At 55.3% G+C, this 14,835-nt stretch carries 13 protein-coding genes; 9 read left to right on the forward strand and 4 right to left on the reverse strand.

Translation table 11 applies throughout. From position 1 onward, the window contains the following. Positions 1–80: 80 nt before the first annotated feature. Positions 81–2,072, reverse strand: a complete 1,992-nt coding sequence (locus tag VW41_20045; GenBank protein ID AJZ91144.1) for a transketolase — start codon at positions 2,070–2,072, stop codon at positions 81–83. A 268-nt stretch (positions 2,073–2,340) separates the two neighbouring features. Between VW41_20045 and VW41_20050 the strand changes: the two genes are divergently transcribed. After that, positions 2,341–3,099 carry a metalloprotease gene (locus VW41_20050; GenBank protein ID AJZ91145.1) on the forward strand — a complete coding sequence of 253 codons (759 nt, stop codon included), beginning with the start codon at positions 2,341–2,343 and terminating at the stop codon, positions 3,097–3,099. Between the two features lie 36 nt (positions 3,100–3,135). On the opposite strand, the gene VW41_20055 is transcribed toward VW41_20050, so the two are convergent. Both VW41_20055 and VW41_20060 read right to left on the reverse strand, forming a co-directional pair. Further along, positions 3,136–4,056 (reverse strand): agmatinase, encoded by a 921-nt coding sequence (locus VW41_20055; GenBank protein AJZ91146.1) that lies wholly within the window; start codon positions 4,054–4,056, stop codon positions 3,136–3,138. Between the two features lie 205 nt (positions 4,057–4,261). Beyond that, complete coding sequence (locus VW41_20060) at positions 4,262–6,160, reverse strand: arginine decarboxylase (GenBank protein ID AJZ91147.1); 1,899 nt, start codon at positions 6,158–6,160, stop codon at positions 4,262–4,264. A gap of 901 nt (positions 6,161–7,061) precedes the next feature. On the opposite strand from VW41_20060, the gene VW41_20065 reads away from it, so the two are divergent. From VW41_20065 to VW41_20100, 8 genes are all read left to right on the forward strand, one after another. Continuing rightward, positions 7,062–8,216 carry an S-adenosylmethionine synthetase gene (locus VW41_20065; GenBank protein AJZ91148.1) on the forward strand — a complete coding sequence of 385 codons (1,155 nt, stop codon included), beginning with the start codon at positions 7,062–7,064 and terminating at the stop codon, positions 8,214–8,216. A 384-nt stretch (positions 8,217–8,600) separates the two neighbouring features. Then, positions 8,601–9,995, forward strand: coding sequence for a D-galactose transporter GalP (locus tag VW41_20070; protein AJZ91149.1), 1,395 nt, complete (start codon positions 8,601–8,603; stop codon positions 9,993–9,995). A 112-nt stretch (positions 9,996–10,107) separates the two neighbouring features. Continuing rightward, positions 10,108–10,581: a hypothetical protein gene (locus VW41_20075; GenBank protein ID AJZ91150.1), complete on the forward strand. Its 474-nt coding sequence runs from the start codon at positions 10,108–10,110 to the stop codon at positions 10,579–10,581. Positions 10,582–10,673: 92 nt separating this feature from the next. Further along, entirely contained in the window at positions 10,674–11,381 is a 708-nt protein-coding gene (locus VW41_20080; protein AJZ91151.1) for a DNA-specific endonuclease I, read from the forward strand. A 145-nt stretch (positions 11,382–11,526) separates the two neighbouring features. Beyond that, positions 11,527–12,258, forward strand: coding sequence for a 16S rRNA methyltransferase (locus tag VW41_20085; protein AJZ91152.1), 732 nt, complete (start codon positions 11,527–11,529; stop codon positions 12,256–12,258). Between the two features lie 12 nt (positions 12,259–12,270). Next, positions 12,271–13,218 carry a glutathione synthetase gene (locus VW41_20090; GenBank protein ID AJZ91153.1) on the forward strand — a complete coding sequence of 316 codons (948 nt, stop codon included), beginning with the start codon at positions 12,271–12,273 and terminating at the stop codon, positions 13,216–13,218. 147 nt (positions 13,219–13,365) lie between these two features. Next, positions 13,366–13,929, forward strand: coding sequence for a hypothetical protein (locus VW41_20095; GenBank protein AJZ91154.1), 564 nt, complete (start codon positions 13,366–13,368; stop codon positions 13,927–13,929). Further along, entirely contained in the window at positions 13,929–14,348 is a 420-nt protein-coding gene (locus tag VW41_20100; GenBank protein AJZ91155.1) for a Holliday junction resolvase, read from the forward strand. The genes VW41_20095 and VW41_20100 overlap by 1 nt, the downstream gene beginning before the upstream one ends. Positions 14,349–14,353: 5 nt before the next feature. On the opposite strand, the gene VW41_20105 is transcribed toward VW41_20100, so the two are convergent. Further along, positions 14,354–14,809: a CopG family transcriptional regulator gene (locus VW41_20105; GenBank protein ID AJZ91156.1), complete on the reverse strand. Its 456-nt coding sequence runs from the start codon at positions 14,807–14,809 to the stop codon at positions 14,354–14,356. Between the last annotated feature and the right edge of the window lie 26 nt (positions 14,810–14,835).

The raw sequence follows: 14,835 nt of genomic DNA on the forward strand, positions 1-14,835 counted from the left end.
GGAATAAAGAACAGCACTCAGATGGAATAATCGGCATAAAAAAGGGCCGCCGAAGCGACCCTAATATTTAGCGAGACGGATTACAGAATCGCTTTAGCCTGTTTCACCACGTTTTCAACGGTGAAGCCAAACTCTTCGAACAGCAGTTCCGCTGGCGCAGACTCACCGAAGGTGGTCATACCAACGATAGCGCCGTTCAGGCCAACATATTTGTACCAGTAGTCTGCGATACCAGCTTCAATAGCCACACGAGCAGAAACGGCTTTCGGCAGTACGGATTCACGGTAGGCCGCATCCTGTTTGTCGAACGCGTCGGTAGACGGCATGGAAACCACGCGCGCTTTCACGCCTTCGGCAGTCAGTTTGTCCCATGCGGCAACCGCCAGCTCAACTTCAGAACCGGTAGCGATGAAGATAAGCTCTGGCTGACCAGCGCAATCTTTCAGCACGTAGCCACCGCGAGCGATGTCTTTCAGCTGCTGCTCGGTACGATCCTGCTGAGCCAGGTTCTGACGGGAAAGGATCAGGGCAGTCGGGCCATCCTGACGCTCAACGCCATACTTCCACGCTACCGCAGACTCAACCTGGTCACATGGGCGCCAGGTGCTCATGTTTGGGGTCACACGCAGGGAAGCGACCTGCTCAACCGGCTGGTGAGTCGGGCCATCTTCGCCCAGACCGATGGAGTCGTGGGTGTATACCATCACCTGACGCTGTTTCATCAGTGCAGCCATACGCACCGCGTTACGGGCGTATTCTACGAACATCAGGAAGGTAGAGGTGTACGGCAGGAAGCCACCGTGCAGGGAGATCCCGTTGGCGATAGCGGTCATACCGAATTCGCGCACGCCGTAGTGGATGTAGTTCCCGGCGGTATCTTCGTTGATCGCTTTAGAACCGGACCACAGGGTCAGGTTAGAAGGCGCCAGGTCAGCGGAGCCGCCCAGGAATTCCGGAAGCCACGGGCCAAACGCTTCGATAGCGTTCTGAGATGCTTTACGGCTGGCAATCTTGGATGGGTTAGCCTGCAGCCTGGCGATGAATTCGTTCGCTTTCGCGTCGAAGTCAGCAGGCATTTCGCCTTTCACACGGCGAGTAAACTCTGCGGCTTCCTGCGGGAAGGCTTTCGCATAAGCGGCAAACTTCTCGTTCCATGCGGCTTCTTTAGCCTGACCTGCTTCTTTCGCATCCCACTGCGCGTAGATGTCAGAAGGGATTTCGAACGGCGCGTGGTTCCAGCCCAGCGCTTCGCGGGTCAGTGCGATTTCTGCATCACCCAGCGGTGCGCCGTGAGAGTCGTGAGTACCGGCTTTGTTAGGGGAACCGAAACCGATGATGGTTTTGCACATCAGCAGGGATGGCTTGTCGGTAACCGCACGCGCTTCTTCTACCGCACGTTTGATAGCCGCGGCGTCGTGGCCGTCTACGCCGCGCACTACGTGCCAGCCGTAGGCTTCAAAGCGTTTTGCGGTATCGTCGGTGAACCAGCCTTCAACGTGGCCGTCGATGGAGATGCCGTTGTCGTCATAGAACGCAACCAGTTTACCCAGCTTCAGAGTACCTGCCAGGGAGCAAACCTCGTGAGAGATGCCTTCCATCATGCAGCCATCACCCATGAATGCATAGGTGAAGTGGTCAACGATGTCGTGACCAGGGCGGTTGAACTGCGCCGCCAGCGTTTTCTCTGCGATAGCCATACCGACCGCGTTCGCAATACCCTGGCCCAGTGGGCCGGTCGTGGTTTCAACACCTGCGGTGTAGCCCACTTCCGGGTGGCCCGGAGTCTGAGAGTGCAACTGACGGAAGTTTTTCAGTTGTTCAATCGGCAGGTCATAACCGCTGAGGTGCAGCAGGCTGTAAATCAGCATAGAACCGTGGCCGTTGGACAGCACGAAGCGGTCGCGGTCAGCCCAGGATGGGTTCTGCGGGTTATGGTTCAGGAAATCACGCCACAGGACTTCGGCAATGTCGGCCATACCCATAGGGGCACCCGGGTGACCGGATTTGGCTTTTTGTACTGCGTCCATGCTGAGCGCACGAATAGCATTGGCAAGCTCTTTACGAGAGGACATTTTGACTCCAGATCGGATGGTTGAAGGTCGCGCCTTGACTACGATGCGTTATGGGCTACGCCCGAAAATGTGACAACAATGTACACCAGGGGAATGGTCATGTACATGCGGCGTGCCGTTGACAGGGTAAGAAATCTCTGGATAACGCTCGCAAGTTGCGCAACCTGATGCGCAGGCCATTTATTCTTCTTTATACTGAGTCTGGAGCCGCCTCGCCTGCGGTAAATCCGATTCTGTTTTTACCTATTATAAAGAAAGGAAAATGGCCATGAAGATGCGCCCAATATTGTTGAGCCTAAGCGTCGCTGCCCTGCTGAGCGGCTGCCAGGGAATGGATTCCAACGGGCTACTTACCTCTGGAGCCGAAGCTTTTCAGGCCTACACCCTGAGCGACGCTCAGGTGAAAACTCTCAGCGATGATGCCTGTAAGCAGCAGGACAGCAAAGCCACTATTGCTCCGACAAGCAGTCCTTACACCCAGCGGCTGAACAAGATTGCCTCCGCGCTGGGAGATAACATTAATGGCCTGCCGGTCAACTACAAGGTTTACGTGACTAAAGACGTCAACGCCTTCGCGATGGCGAACGGCTGCATCCGCGTTTACAGCGGCCTGATGGACATGATGGACGACAACGAAGTTGAAGCGGTGATTGGCCACGAAATGGGGCACGTCGCGCTGGGCCATGTAAAAAAAGGGATGCAGGTCGCGCTCGGTGCTAACGCTGCACGCGTTGCAGCGGCATCCGCAGGCGGCGTGATTGGCAATCTGTCGCAGTCTCAGCTTGGGGATTTAGGCGAAAAACTGGTGAACGCTCAGTTCTCCCAGCGCCAGGAGTCAGAAGCGGACGACTACTCTTACGATCTGTTGCGCAAACGCGGCATTAACCCAACCGGCCTTGCCACCAGTTTCGAAAAACTGGCGAAGCTCGACGAAGGACGTCAAAGCTCAATGCTGGACGATCACCCGGCGTCGGCCGCCCGAGCCCAGCATATCCGCGACCGCATGGCGGCGGATGGAATTAAGTAAAGCAATACCGCCCCAAACGGGGCGGTATTTAAAGGCTTATTCGCCCTTTTTCGCCGCCTGGATATACAGCATTTCCAGCGCCAGCGTTGCCGCAGCCAGGGCGGTGATTTCAGACTGGTCGTAGGCCGGAGCCACTTCCACAACGTCCATCCCCACGATGTTGAGATCTTTCAGGCCACGAACCAGCTTGATAGCACGGTCAGACGTCAGGCCACCAATCACCGGCGTACCGGTACCCGGCGCAAACGCAGGATCCAGGCAGTCAATGTCGAAGGTCAGATAAACCGGCATGTCGCCTACTATCTGCTTAACCTGGGCAATGATATCGTCCACGCCGCGATCGTTAACCTGGCAGGCATCGAGCACGGTGAAGCCGTTATCTTTGTCGAACTCGGTACGAATACCGATCTGCACGGAGTGGTTCGGATCGATCAGACCTTCGTTTGGCGCAGTGTAGAACATGGTGCCGTGGTCGAACTCGCAGCCGTTCGCGTAGGTATCGGTATGGGCATCAAAGTGAACCAGCGCCATTTTGCCGAAGTGCTTAGCATGGGCGCGCAGCAGCGGCAGGGTTACGAAGTGGTCACCACCGAAGGAAAGCATACGCTTGCCGGAAGCCAGCAGACGTTCGGCGTGCGCCTGGAGATTTTCGCTCATCTCACGGGCATCACCGAAGGCGTATACCAGATCGCCGCAGTCCACAACGTTCAGACGCTCGCGCATGTCGAAGTTCCACGGGAAACGGTTTCCTTCCCATGCCAGGTTAGTGGACACCTGACGAATCGCTGCCGGGCCGTGGCGGCCACCGGCGCGACCTGAAGTTGCAGCATCAAAAGGAACGCCGGTGATAACCCAGTCTGCATCGCTATCGTACGGCTGGAAGTTCAGCGGGAAACGTAAAAAACCAAAGGCATTAGATACCAGGGAGTTATCGTATTTGTGGCCTAAGGTGCTCATTGTCTGACCTCTCGGTTGGGGTTAAAAAACGCCTAAAAAAAATCCCCTCCGCGTCGTTAAACCCGACGAGGAAGGGATTGGATTGGGGACTGCTATTTATTGCGCGGATTATCGCCGCTAATTCATACGGGTTCAAGAGAGTATAGGCGATGATGCCGCCTGGCGCTCTCACCCTGCCCTCTCTCTCAGAAAGAGGGCGATTGAATTACTCGTCTTCCAGATACGTATAACCGTAAAGACCGGCTTCGAACTCTTCGAGGAACTGCTGCTGCAGCGCATCATCAAGGCCGGTGTTCTTCACCTGGTCACGGAACTGGGTCAACAGCTTGTTCGGGTCGAGCTGCACATACTGCAGCATATCCGCCACGGTATCGCCTTCGTCAGACAGCTCAACTTCCACGGAACCGTCAGGGAAGACGAAAACGTCCACAGCTTCGGTGTCCCCGAACAGGTTGTGCATGTTGCCGAGGATTTCCTGGTATGCGCCCACCATGAAGAAGCCCAACATTGGCGGGTTCTCCGGATCGTATTCAGGCATCGGCATCGTCGTGGCAATACCATCGCCGTCAATGTAGTGGTCGATAGCCCCGTCGGAGTCGCAGGTGATGTCCAGCAGCACCGCACGACGCTCTGGTGCGTGATTCAACCCTTCCAGCGGCAGCACCGGGAACAGTTGGTCAATGCCCCACGCGTCCGGCATAGACTGGAACAGCGAGAAGTTGACGTACATTTTGTCCGCCATGCGCTCCTGCAGTTCGTCGATGATTGGGCGGTGTGCGCGGTTGCTTGGATCAAGCTGCTTCTGTACCTCGTGGCACATGTTCAGATAAAGCTGCTCTGCCCAGGCGCGCTCCTGCAGGCTATATGCCCCGGAGGAGTAGCCAACGTGGATATCGTGCAAGTCCATCTGGCTGTCGTGCAGCCATTCACGCAGTGAACGACGAGTTCCCGGCTGATGCATCTCCTGCCAGGTTTCCCACATGCTTTGCAGCGCGCGAGGGGCGTCATCTGCCGGCGGGGTCGCTTCGGTGTATTCGTTACGTTCCACGCCGATGATGTTGGAAACCAGCACGGTGTGGTGCGCGGTCACGGCGCGGCCAGACTCGGTGATCACGGTCGGGTGCGGCAGGCCATTTTCTTCGCAGGCGTCGCCAATCGCCCAAATGATGTTGTTCGCGTACTCGTTCAGGCCGTAGTTAACCGAGCAGTCGGACTGGGAGCGAGTCCCTTCGTAGTCCACGCCCAGGCCACCGCCAACGTCGAAGCACTGGATGTTTACGCCCAGCTTGTGCAGCTCCACGTAGAAGCGCGCAGATTCACGGACGCCAGTAGCGATATCGCGAATGTTCGCCATCTGCGAACCCAGGTGGAAGTGAAGAAGCTGAATGCTGTCCAGGCGGCCACGTTCACGCAGGATTTCCACCAGTTGCAGAACCTGGTTTGCCGCGAGGCCAAATTTGGATTTCTCACCGCCGGAGGACTGCCATTTGCCGGATCCCTGGGAGGCCAGACGTGCGCGCACGCCCAGGCGAGGAATTACATTCAGTCGCTCGGCTTCTTCCAGCACGATGCCAATCTCGGACATCTTCTCGATAACCAGGTAGACCTTATGGCCCATCTTCTCGCCGATCAGCGCCAGACGGATGTATTCGCGGTCTTTATAGCCGTTACAGACGATAACCGACCGGGTCATGCCCGCGTGCGCCAGCACGGCCATTAGCTCAGCTTTAGAGCCAGCCTCCAGGCCCAGCGGCTCGCCGGAGTGAATCAGCGACTCAATCACGCGACGATGCTGGTTAACCTTGATGGGATAAACCAGGAAGTAGTCGCCGTTATAACCGTAGGATTCACGCGCACGCTTAAAGGCGGCGTTAATCGAACGCAGGCGGTGCTGCAGGATCTGCGGGAAGCAGAACAGCGCAGGCAGGCGCTGGCCCTGAGCTTCACGCGCTTTCACCAGTTCAGCGAGATCCACGCGAGCTTCCGGAACGTCCGGGTCAGGGCAAACGCTGATGTGGCCCAGTTCATTGACGTCATAATAGTTATTGCCCCACCAGGCAATATTGTATGTACGCAGCATCTTGCTGGCTTCCTCGGAGCTCATGGCAACCTCCTGAATGGAACGATGTACATCCTGCTCGCCCACTGACGAACCCGAAACAGAAGTGATTTTGTCAGTCATGGCGAACCTCAAATTTTGTCGATTGTGCAAAACAGTTGACTACTATCGCAGGGGCATCCTGCAATAACAACCCATTAACAGCGCGTATTGACAGCACAAGACGCTGACAGCCAGGCTGTGCGACCGGTTTCATTTTCATATCATTGTAAAACACGTATCCGAACCCTGTATGACAGGACGGCGAAACCACGAGAAAACTCTTGTAATACAAGAGCGCCCTTGTTCAGTTACCACGGCGGATTACAGACCGGCCCGGGGATCCTGAGAAGCGCCGAGATGGGTAAAACATCGGCAAGTTTGAAAAAATGAGATGTAGGCTGCGAGGAGCATATGCGCGCCAGGACGGCGGGCCGTATTAATTGAATGACGACGGTTCATTACTCGTATCACCTCCACGCATACGTTGAACATGTATGCGACAAGCCAAAGCTGCGAACACTGTACCTGACAGGCTCTAAATAATTGCTCAACCCGGCTGGAAGTGGGCAACACGAATCGTGTGCTTTTGATTAAGCCGCGCGCGCCGCTTTATACCCATATAAGGGGTAAAAAGCAAAACAAAATGTGTAAATTGCCAGCAGTGTCAGCTTCACTTTCCAGTTAAGATTTATCACATGTTGCCGTTACCCTAAAAAATTCTGGCTATCTGTCGATTGTATAATCTAAAATGGCCGTCCAGATGTTAATCCATCTATACTGATTAACTGTTAGACTGCCTGTTTTTCAATCTGTGGCAATAAGTTCCCGGGTTGGTCTATCTCGCCACTGCTGTGGCGTAGAGCAGCAGCCTGAACTAAATAAATCCTTTTAGGGTGAAGAAAATATGGCTAAACACCTCTTTACGTCCGAGTCTGTATCTGAAGGGCATCCTGATAAAATCGCTGACCAAATCTCCGACGCCGTCCTTGACGCTATCCTCGAGCAGGATCCGAAAGCGCGCGTAGCCTGTGAGACTTACGTCAAAACCGGCATGGTTCTGGTTGGCGGCGAAATCACTACCAGCGCGTGGGTGGATATCGAAGAAATCACCCGTAAGACCGTGCGTGAAATCGGCTATGTGCATTCAGATATGGGCTTTGACGCCAACTCCTGCGCAGTTTTGAGCGCGATTGGTAAACAATCCCCGGACATCAATCAGGGCGTTGACCGTACCGATCCTCTGGAGCAGGGTGCGGGCGATCAGGGCCTGATGTTTGGTTACGCCACTAACGAAACCGACGTGCTGATGCCGGCGCCAATCACCTACGCTCACCGTCTGGTGCAGCGCCAGGCAGAAGTGCGCAAAAACGGTACCCTGCCGTGGCTGCGCCCGGACGCGAAAAGCCAGATCACCTTCCAGTACGACGACGGTAAAATCGTTGGGATCGATGCGGTCGTGCTGTCCACTCAGCACTCCGAAGATATCGCGCTGAAAGACCTGCAGGAAGCGGTGATGGAAGAGATCATCAAACCTGTTCTGCCGGGCGAGTGGCTGAACGCATCCACCAAATACCACATCAACCCAACCGGTCGTTTTGTTATCGGTGGCCCAATGGGTGACTGTGGCTTGACCGGCCGTAAAATCATTGTTGATACCTACGGCGGCATGGCTCGCCACGGTGGCGGCGCATTCTCCGGTAAAGATCCGTCTAAAGTAGACCGCTCTGCTGCCTACGCTGCACGTTATGTAGCGAAAAACATCGTGGCCGCAGGCCTGGCTGACCGCTGCGAAATTCAGGTTTCTTACGCCATCGGCGTGGCGGAGCCAACCTCTATCATGGTGGAAACCTTCGGTACCGAGAAAATCTCTACCGAGCAGTTGACCCTGCTGGTGCGCGAGTTCTTCGACCTGCGTCCATACGGTCTGATTCAGATGCTGGATCTGCTGCACCCGATTTACAAAGAGACCGCCGCTTACGGTCACTTTGGTCGCGAACATTTCCCATGGGAAAAAACCGACAAAGCAGCACTGCTGCGTGAAGCCGCTGGCCTGAAATAATCATCCGTCGCTTTGCGTTTTAAAGGCCAGCTTATGCTGGCCTTTTGCTTTTTGGTTCTGCGCCCGCAAGCCTCCCCGCCCAACTGCCCTTGGCAACGCATTGAAACCGATTACATCCACCCAAATGGGGCTTTATCGCTATTTTCATTCAAATGAACGCTCAAGCACATCACTTGTTACATTACGCTTCATATTGCACCAATTTTTAACCACAATATTGGATTTAATCGCCATTAACTTCCTGTTTCATCGGTATTCAGTCTCTTTTTAATCCATATTCTTAGTGTAAGCGATTACATTGCTGTGATTATCATCACACACTTCTGCGCGCCGCTGCCCTACCCTTAATACCGTCAAATCCGAATAACCTACGTGGAGGGCGTTATGCCTGACAATAAAAAATCCGGGCGCTCAAACAAAAGCATGACCTTTTTCGTCTGCTTCCTCGCCGCACTCGCCGGCCTGCTGTTTGGCCTGGATATCGGCGTGATTGCCGGTGCGTTGCCGTTTATCGCCAAAGACTTCGCCATCACCTCCCACACCCAGGAATGGGTAGTTAGCTCGATGATGTTCGGCGCTGCCGTCGGAGCCATCGGTAGCGGCTGGCTCTCTTTCAAGCTGGGGCGAAAATACAGCCTGATGATTGGTGCCGTGCTGTTTGTGCTCGGTTCCCTGTTCTCGGCCTTTGCACCTAACGTTGAAGTGTTGATTGTTTCCCGCGTCCTGCTGGGTCTGGCCGTCGGCGTCGCTTCCTACACTGCGCCGCTGTACCTGTCAGAAATTGCGCCGGAGAAGATTCGCGGCAGCATGATCTCCATGTACCAACTCATGATAACCATCGGTATTCTGGGGGCTTATCTCTCCGATACCGCTTTCAGCTACACCGAGTCCTGGCGCTGGATGCTTGGGGTGATCACCCTTCCCGCCTTGCTGCTGCTGGTTGGCGTGTTCTTCCTGCCTGATAGCCCGCGCTGGTTTGCCGCCAAGCGCCGTTTCCACGACGCAGAACGCGTGCTGCTGCGTCTGCGCGATACCAGCGCAGAAGCGAAACGTGAGCTGGAAGAGATCCGCGAAAGCCTGAAGGTCAAACAGAGCGGCTGGGCGTTATTTAAGGACAACTCTAACTTCCGTCGCGCGGTCTTTCTCGGCGTACTGCTACAGGTCATGCAGCAGTTCACCGGCATGAACGTCATCATGTACTACGCGCCAAAAATCTTTGAAATTGCCGGATTCGCGAACACCACCCAGCAAATGTGGGGCACCGTGATCGTCGGCCTGATTAATGTGCTGGCAACCTTCATCGCTATCGGTCTGGTCGATCGCTGGGGGCGCAAGCCAACGCTGGTTCTCGGCTTCCTGGTCATGGCGGTTGGGATGGGCGTACTGGGTACCATGCTGCACATCGGTATTCACTCTCAGGGTGCGCAGTACTTCGCGATTGCCATGTTGCTGATGTTTATCGTTGGCTTCGCCATGAGCGCGGGCCCGCTGATTTGGGTATTGTGTTCCGAAATCCAGCCGCTAAAAGGGCGCGATTTCGGCATCACCTGCTCCACCGCCACCAACTGGATTGCCAACATGATAGTCGGTGCCACCTTCCTGACCATGCTGAACACGCTGGGCAATGCCAACACCTTCTGGGTTTATGCGGCGCTTAACCTGTTCTTCATCGTTCTGACGCTGTGGCTTATTCCTGAGACTAAACATGTTTCTCTGGAACATATAGAACGTAACCTGATGAAAGGCCGTAAATTACGCGAAATCGGCGCACATAATTAAGCCTGAATGTCCCCTCCCGGTCGCGGGAGGGGCTTGCACCGAATTCTCTCCCCCATTATTCTCTGCGGTTATGAAAGCCCCCCGACTCCCCATCGCCCTCCAGCAAGCCGTGATGCGCTGCCTGCGCGAAAAACTCCAGCAGGCCAACTCGCATTTAGGCCGAAGCTATCCCGAGCCCAAAGTGGTCTATCAGCAGCGTGGCACCGCCGCCGGAACCGCCTGGCTGGAAAGCTACGAAATACGCCTTAATCCCGTCCTGTTGATGGAAAATCAGCAAGCCTTTGTCGATGAGGTCGTTCCTCATGAGCTGGCTCATCTGCTGGTCTGGAAGCACTTTGGCCGCGTCGCCCCTCACGGCAGAGAATGGAAATGGATGATGGAAACCGTGCTGGGCGTCCCGGCCAGCCGCACGCATAAATTTGAAGTCGATTCGGTACGCAAAAATACCTTCCCCTACCGCTGCCCTTGCCAGCAGCACCAGCTCACCGTCCGCCGTCATAATCGGGTATTGCGCGGCGAAGCCGAATATCGCTGCACGCATTGCGGCCAGTTATTAAAGCCTGACGTTACAACCCCATGTAATTAATCATTTATTTCTGGAATTTTTACACCGCCTCTGATTGAAACTGGATATTCGATCAGGTAGGGTGCGGGCACGTTTTAGTAAGGATTCTCGAAATGTCTCGCAAAATTTCTTGGGCTGTTGCATTCGTTGCAGCCCTCAGTTCGCTTCCCGCATTCAGTAACGGCATCAACAGCTTCGCGCAGGCCAAAACCGCTGGCGTAAAGGTCAACGCCGATGCTCCGGGCGACTTCTACTGCGGCTGTAAAATCAGCTGGCAAGGCAAAAAGGGCATCCCGGATCTTGAATCCTGTGGCTATAAAGTGCGGAAGAACGAAAACCGTGCCACTCGTATTGAATGGGAACACGTCATGCCGGCCTGGCAGTTTGGCCACCTGCTGCAATGCTGGCAGGATGGTGGGCGTAAAAACTGCGCCAAAGATCCCGTCTATCGCAAAATCGAAAGCGATATGCACAACCTGCAGCCTGCCGTAGGCGAGGTTAACGCCGACAGAAATAACTTTATGTACGGCCAGTGGAACGGCGGTGAAGGGCAATATGGCCAGTGCGCCATGAAGGTTGATTTCAAAGATAAAGTAGCCGAGCCACCGGAGCGTGCACGAGGTGCGATTGCGCGCACTTATTTCTACATGCGCGACCAGTACCAGCTTTCGCTTTCACGCCAGCAGACTCAATTATTCCAGGCGTGGGATAAACGCTATCCGGTCAACGACTGGGAGTGTGAGCGGGATGAGCGCATTGCGAAAGTCCAGGGCAATCATAATCCATATGTGCTGCGGGCTTGCCAGGCGCGAAACAGCTAACCTACACTAGCGGCAATTCTTTATTTGCTGTGACGAACATCGCCCCTTGGTTCAAAAAAAACGGGGGTGGAAATCCCTTCTCCCTTTTGGGAGAAGGTCAGGATGAGGGTCAATTCCTGCAGCGCAACTAACCGGAACTAACTTCATGCGTATACCCCGCATTCACCATCCTGAAAACCTCTCCGTTGGCCAGGACGTTGCTCTGAGCGAAGATGCAGCCAACCACGTTGGGCGCGTCCTGCGTATGGGCGCGGGCCAGGCCATTCAGCTGTTCGACGGCAGTAATCACGTATTCGACGCGGAAATCGTACAGGCGGATAAAAAAAGCGTGCGCGTTAAAATCCTGGCGAGCAACGAGGATGACCGTGAGTCACCGCTCTGGCTGCACCTCGGCCAGGTCATGTCACGCGGTGAAAAGATGGAGTTCACCATTCAGAAGGCCGTGGAGCTGGGTGTAAACACGATCACACCATTGTTTTCCGAGCGCTGCGGGGTAAAACTGGACGCGGAAAGGCTGAATAAGAAACTCCAGCAGTGGCAAAAGATTGCGATTGCCGCCTGCGAACAATGCGGCCGCAACCGGGTGCCGGACATTCGCCCGGCGATGGATCTGGCAGCCTGGTGCGCCGAGCAGGACAACGCCCTGAGGCTCAATCTGCATCCGCGAGCCAGCGCCAGCATCAACACGCTGCCGCAGCCGGTCGAACGCGTCCGCCTGCTGATTGGCCCGGAAGGTGGCCTGTCTGCGGATGAGATTGCCATGACCGCAGAGCACCAATTTACTGATATTCTGTTGGGACCGCGCGTTCTGCGTACTGAGACCACCGCGCTCACCGCCATCACCGCACTGCAGGTGCGCTTTGGCGATCTGGGCTAAAGGAGAACAACAATGATCAAGCTCGGCATCGTGATGGACCCCATCGCACACATCAACATTAAAAAAGACTCCAGCTTTGCCATGCTGCTGGAAGCGCAGCGTCGTGGTTACGAACTGCACTACATGGAAATGGCCGACCTGTATCTGAACAACGGCGAAGCTCGCGCCCGTACGCGCCTGCTCAGCGTCGAGCAGAACTACGACAAGTGGTACGAGTTTGGTAGCGAGCAGGACATCGCCCTGGCCGATCTGAACGTTGTACTGATGCGCAAAGACCCACCGTTCGACACGGAATTTATCTACGCGACCTATATTCTTGAGCGCGCAGAAGAGAAAGGTACGCTGATCGTTAACAAACCGCAGAGCCTGCGCGACTGTAACGAAAAGCTGTTCACCGCCTGGTTTGCCGACCTCACGCCGGAAACGCTGGTCACCCGCAACAAAGCGCAGCTGAAAGCCTTCTGGCAGCAGCACGGCGACATCATTATGAAGCCGCTGGACGGCATGGGCGGCGCGTCGATTTTCCGCGTAAAGCAGGATGACCCAAACATCGGCGTAATTGCCGAGACGCTTACCGAACTGGGCACCCGCTACTGCATGGCACAAAACTACCTGCCGGCTATCAAAGATGGCGATAAGCGCGTGCTGGTGGTAGACGGCGAGCCGGTACCTTACTGCCTGGCGCGTATTCCACAGGGCGGTGAGACTCGCGGCAACCTGGCCGCCGGTGGCCGCGGTGAGCCGCGTCCGTTGACCGAAAGCGACTGGGAAATTGCCCGCCGAGTAGGGCCTACGCTTAAGGCCAAAGGGCTGATTTTTGTTGGTCTGGATATCATTGGCGATCGTCTCACCGAGATTAACGTCACCAGCCCAACCTGCATCCGCGAAATCGAAGCCGAATTCCCTGTTTCGATCACCGGTATGCTGTTCGACGCCATCGAAAAACGCCTCGCACACTAAACACATCTGGCGGGTAGCAGCTACCCGCCTTTCCCCTTCGAAGGCGCGATTCAGGCCGGGTAGCCCGCCTTCCTTCATTAGTGGTAAGCTGGCTAGACTTTGCGCAGCCACTGCCGCTTTTATCAACCGGGATCAGAAGCTCTGACAATGAATTTACAGCATCACTTTCTTATTGCCATGCCGGCTCTCCAGGACCCCTTATTTAAACGTTCCGTAGTCTATATCTGTGAATACAACGATGAAGGCGCGATGGGGATTATCATCAATAAACCGCTGGAAAACCTGCAGGTGGATGGCGTTCTCGAAAAGCTAAAAATCGAACCAGACCCGCGCGACGAAACCATTCGCCTGGATAAACCCGTTTTTATTGGCGGCCCTTTGGCGGAAGATCGCGGCTTCATCCTGCACTCGCCGCCGGACAATTTCGGCTCGAGCATTCGTATCTCCGACGACACGGTGATTACAACCTCTCGTGATGTGCTGGAAACGTTAGGCACGGCCAAACAGCCGAAAGAGGTGATTGTTGCCCTCGGCTATGCTTCATGGGAAAAGGGGCAGCTTGAGCAGGAGATCATGGAAAACTCATGGCTAACGGCGCCCGCCTCACCTGAGATCTTGTTCCATACGCCTATTTCAGAGCGCTGGCGCGAAGCCGCCCGCCTGATTGGTATCGATATCCACACCATGCCAAGCGAAGCGGGGCACGCCTGATGAGCAGCGGAACTTTAATGGCTTTTGACTTCGGCACCAAGAGTATCGGGGTCGCAATCGGCCAGCGCATTACCGGCACTGCGCGCCCGTTAACCGCGCTTAAAGCGCAGGACGGTACTCCGGACTGGAATGCGGTAGAAAAAATCCTGAAAGAGTGGCAGCCGGAAGAAGTGGTTGTCGGCCTGCCGCTGAATATGGATGGCACTGAACAACCCCTGACGGCGAGAGCCCGCAAGTTTGCTAACCGGCTGCACGGCCGCTTTGGCGTGAAAGTCTCTCTTCAGGATGAGCGACTGAGCACCGTCGAAGCCCGCGCCGGGTTGTTCGAACACGGCGGTTTTCGCGCTCTGAACAAAGGCAGCATCGACTCCGCCTCCGCCGTGATTATTCTCGAAAGCTGGTTCGAGTACCATCCGTGAAGGGCTTAACTGCCGGGCGTATCGTGCCGGGCGTTCAGCAGTTCATGCCTTGCGGCAATGGCCAGAAAATGGCTGCGGTCCCGGTAGCCTGACGAGGGCTGCTTTACCCGGGAATCAATACGCCGCAGCAGCGCGTCCGGCAGCATGATGTTTAACCGTTGCTGCTTTCCTTCCAGTGCGGATAAATCCACATCAACCAGCAACCATTGCTGGCAATAGCTGTACTCCGGGTCTGCGGCATAAGCAAAAGGCCCGGCATCACAAAGTTGGGTGATGTCTTTTCCGCTCTCCACCATTAAATCCACAATCGACAGCACCGCGTCCTGCACCATCGGGGCGATATCCGCCTGACTATCTGCTGCCGATACGCAGCCAAATTCATCGTTGCATAACGCGGGTACGACCAGGCCAAACGCTTCGTTTTCAGTTGCGGGTAACTCCACACCAACGGAAAAAAACATCATCAACCTCCGGCAGCGACAGGCTA

The sequence above is a fragment of the Klebsiella michiganensis genome (assembly GCA_000963575.1).
GTDB lineage: Bacteria > Pseudomonadota > Gammaproteobacteria > Enterobacterales > Enterobacteriaceae > Cedecea > Cedecea michiganensis_A.

Bases quoted from the DNA above. Each gene is read 5' to 3' on its own strand.
- VW41_20095 (AJZ91154.1), top strand. From the start codon at position 13,366: ATGAATTTACAGCATCACTTTCTTATTGCCATGCCGGCTCTCCAGGAC.
- VW41_20085 (AJZ91152.1), top strand. From the start codon at position 11,527: ATGCGTATACCCCGCATTCACCATCCTGAAAACCTCTCCGTTGGCCAG.
- VW41_20100 (AJZ91155.1), top strand. From the start codon at position 13,929: ATGAGCAGCGGAACTTTAATGGCTTTTGACTTCGGCACCAAGAGTATC.
- VW41_20105 (AJZ91156.1), bottom strand. From the start codon at position 14,809: ATGTTTTTTTCCGTTGGTGTGGAGTTACCCGCAACTGAAAACGAAGCG.
- VW41_20075 (AJZ91150.1), top strand. From the start codon at position 10,108: ATGCGCTGCCTGCGCGAAAAACTCCAGCAGGCCAACTCGCATTTAGGC.
- VW41_20055 (AJZ91146.1), bottom strand. From the start codon at position 4,056: ATGAGCACCTTAGGCCACAAATACGATAACTCCCTGGTATCTAATGCC.
- VW41_20060 (AJZ91147.1), bottom strand. From the start codon at position 6,160: ATGAGCTCCGAGGAAGCCAGCAAGATGCTGCGTACATACAATATTGCC.
- VW41_20090 (AJZ91153.1), top strand. From the start codon at position 12,271: ATGATCAAGCTCGGCATCGTGATGGACCCCATCGCACACATCAACATT.
- VW41_20065 (AJZ91148.1), top strand. From the start codon at position 7,062: ATGGCTAAACACCTCTTTACGTCCGAGTCTGTATCTGAAGGGCATCCT.
- VW41_20050 (AJZ91145.1), top strand. From the start codon at position 2,341: ATGAAGATGCGCCCAATATTGTTGAGCCTAAGCGTCGCTGCCCTGCTG.
- VW41_20045 (AJZ91144.1), bottom strand. From the start codon at position 2,072: ATGTCCTCTCGTAAAGAGCTTGCCAATGCTATTCGTGCGCTCAGCATG.
- VW41_20070 (AJZ91149.1), top strand. From the start codon at position 8,601: ATGCCTGACAATAAAAAATCCGGGCGCTCAAACAAAAGCATGACCTTT.
- VW41_20080 (AJZ91151.1), top strand. From the start codon at position 10,674: ATGTCTCGCAAAATTTCTTGGGCTGTTGCATTCGTTGCAGCCCTCAGT.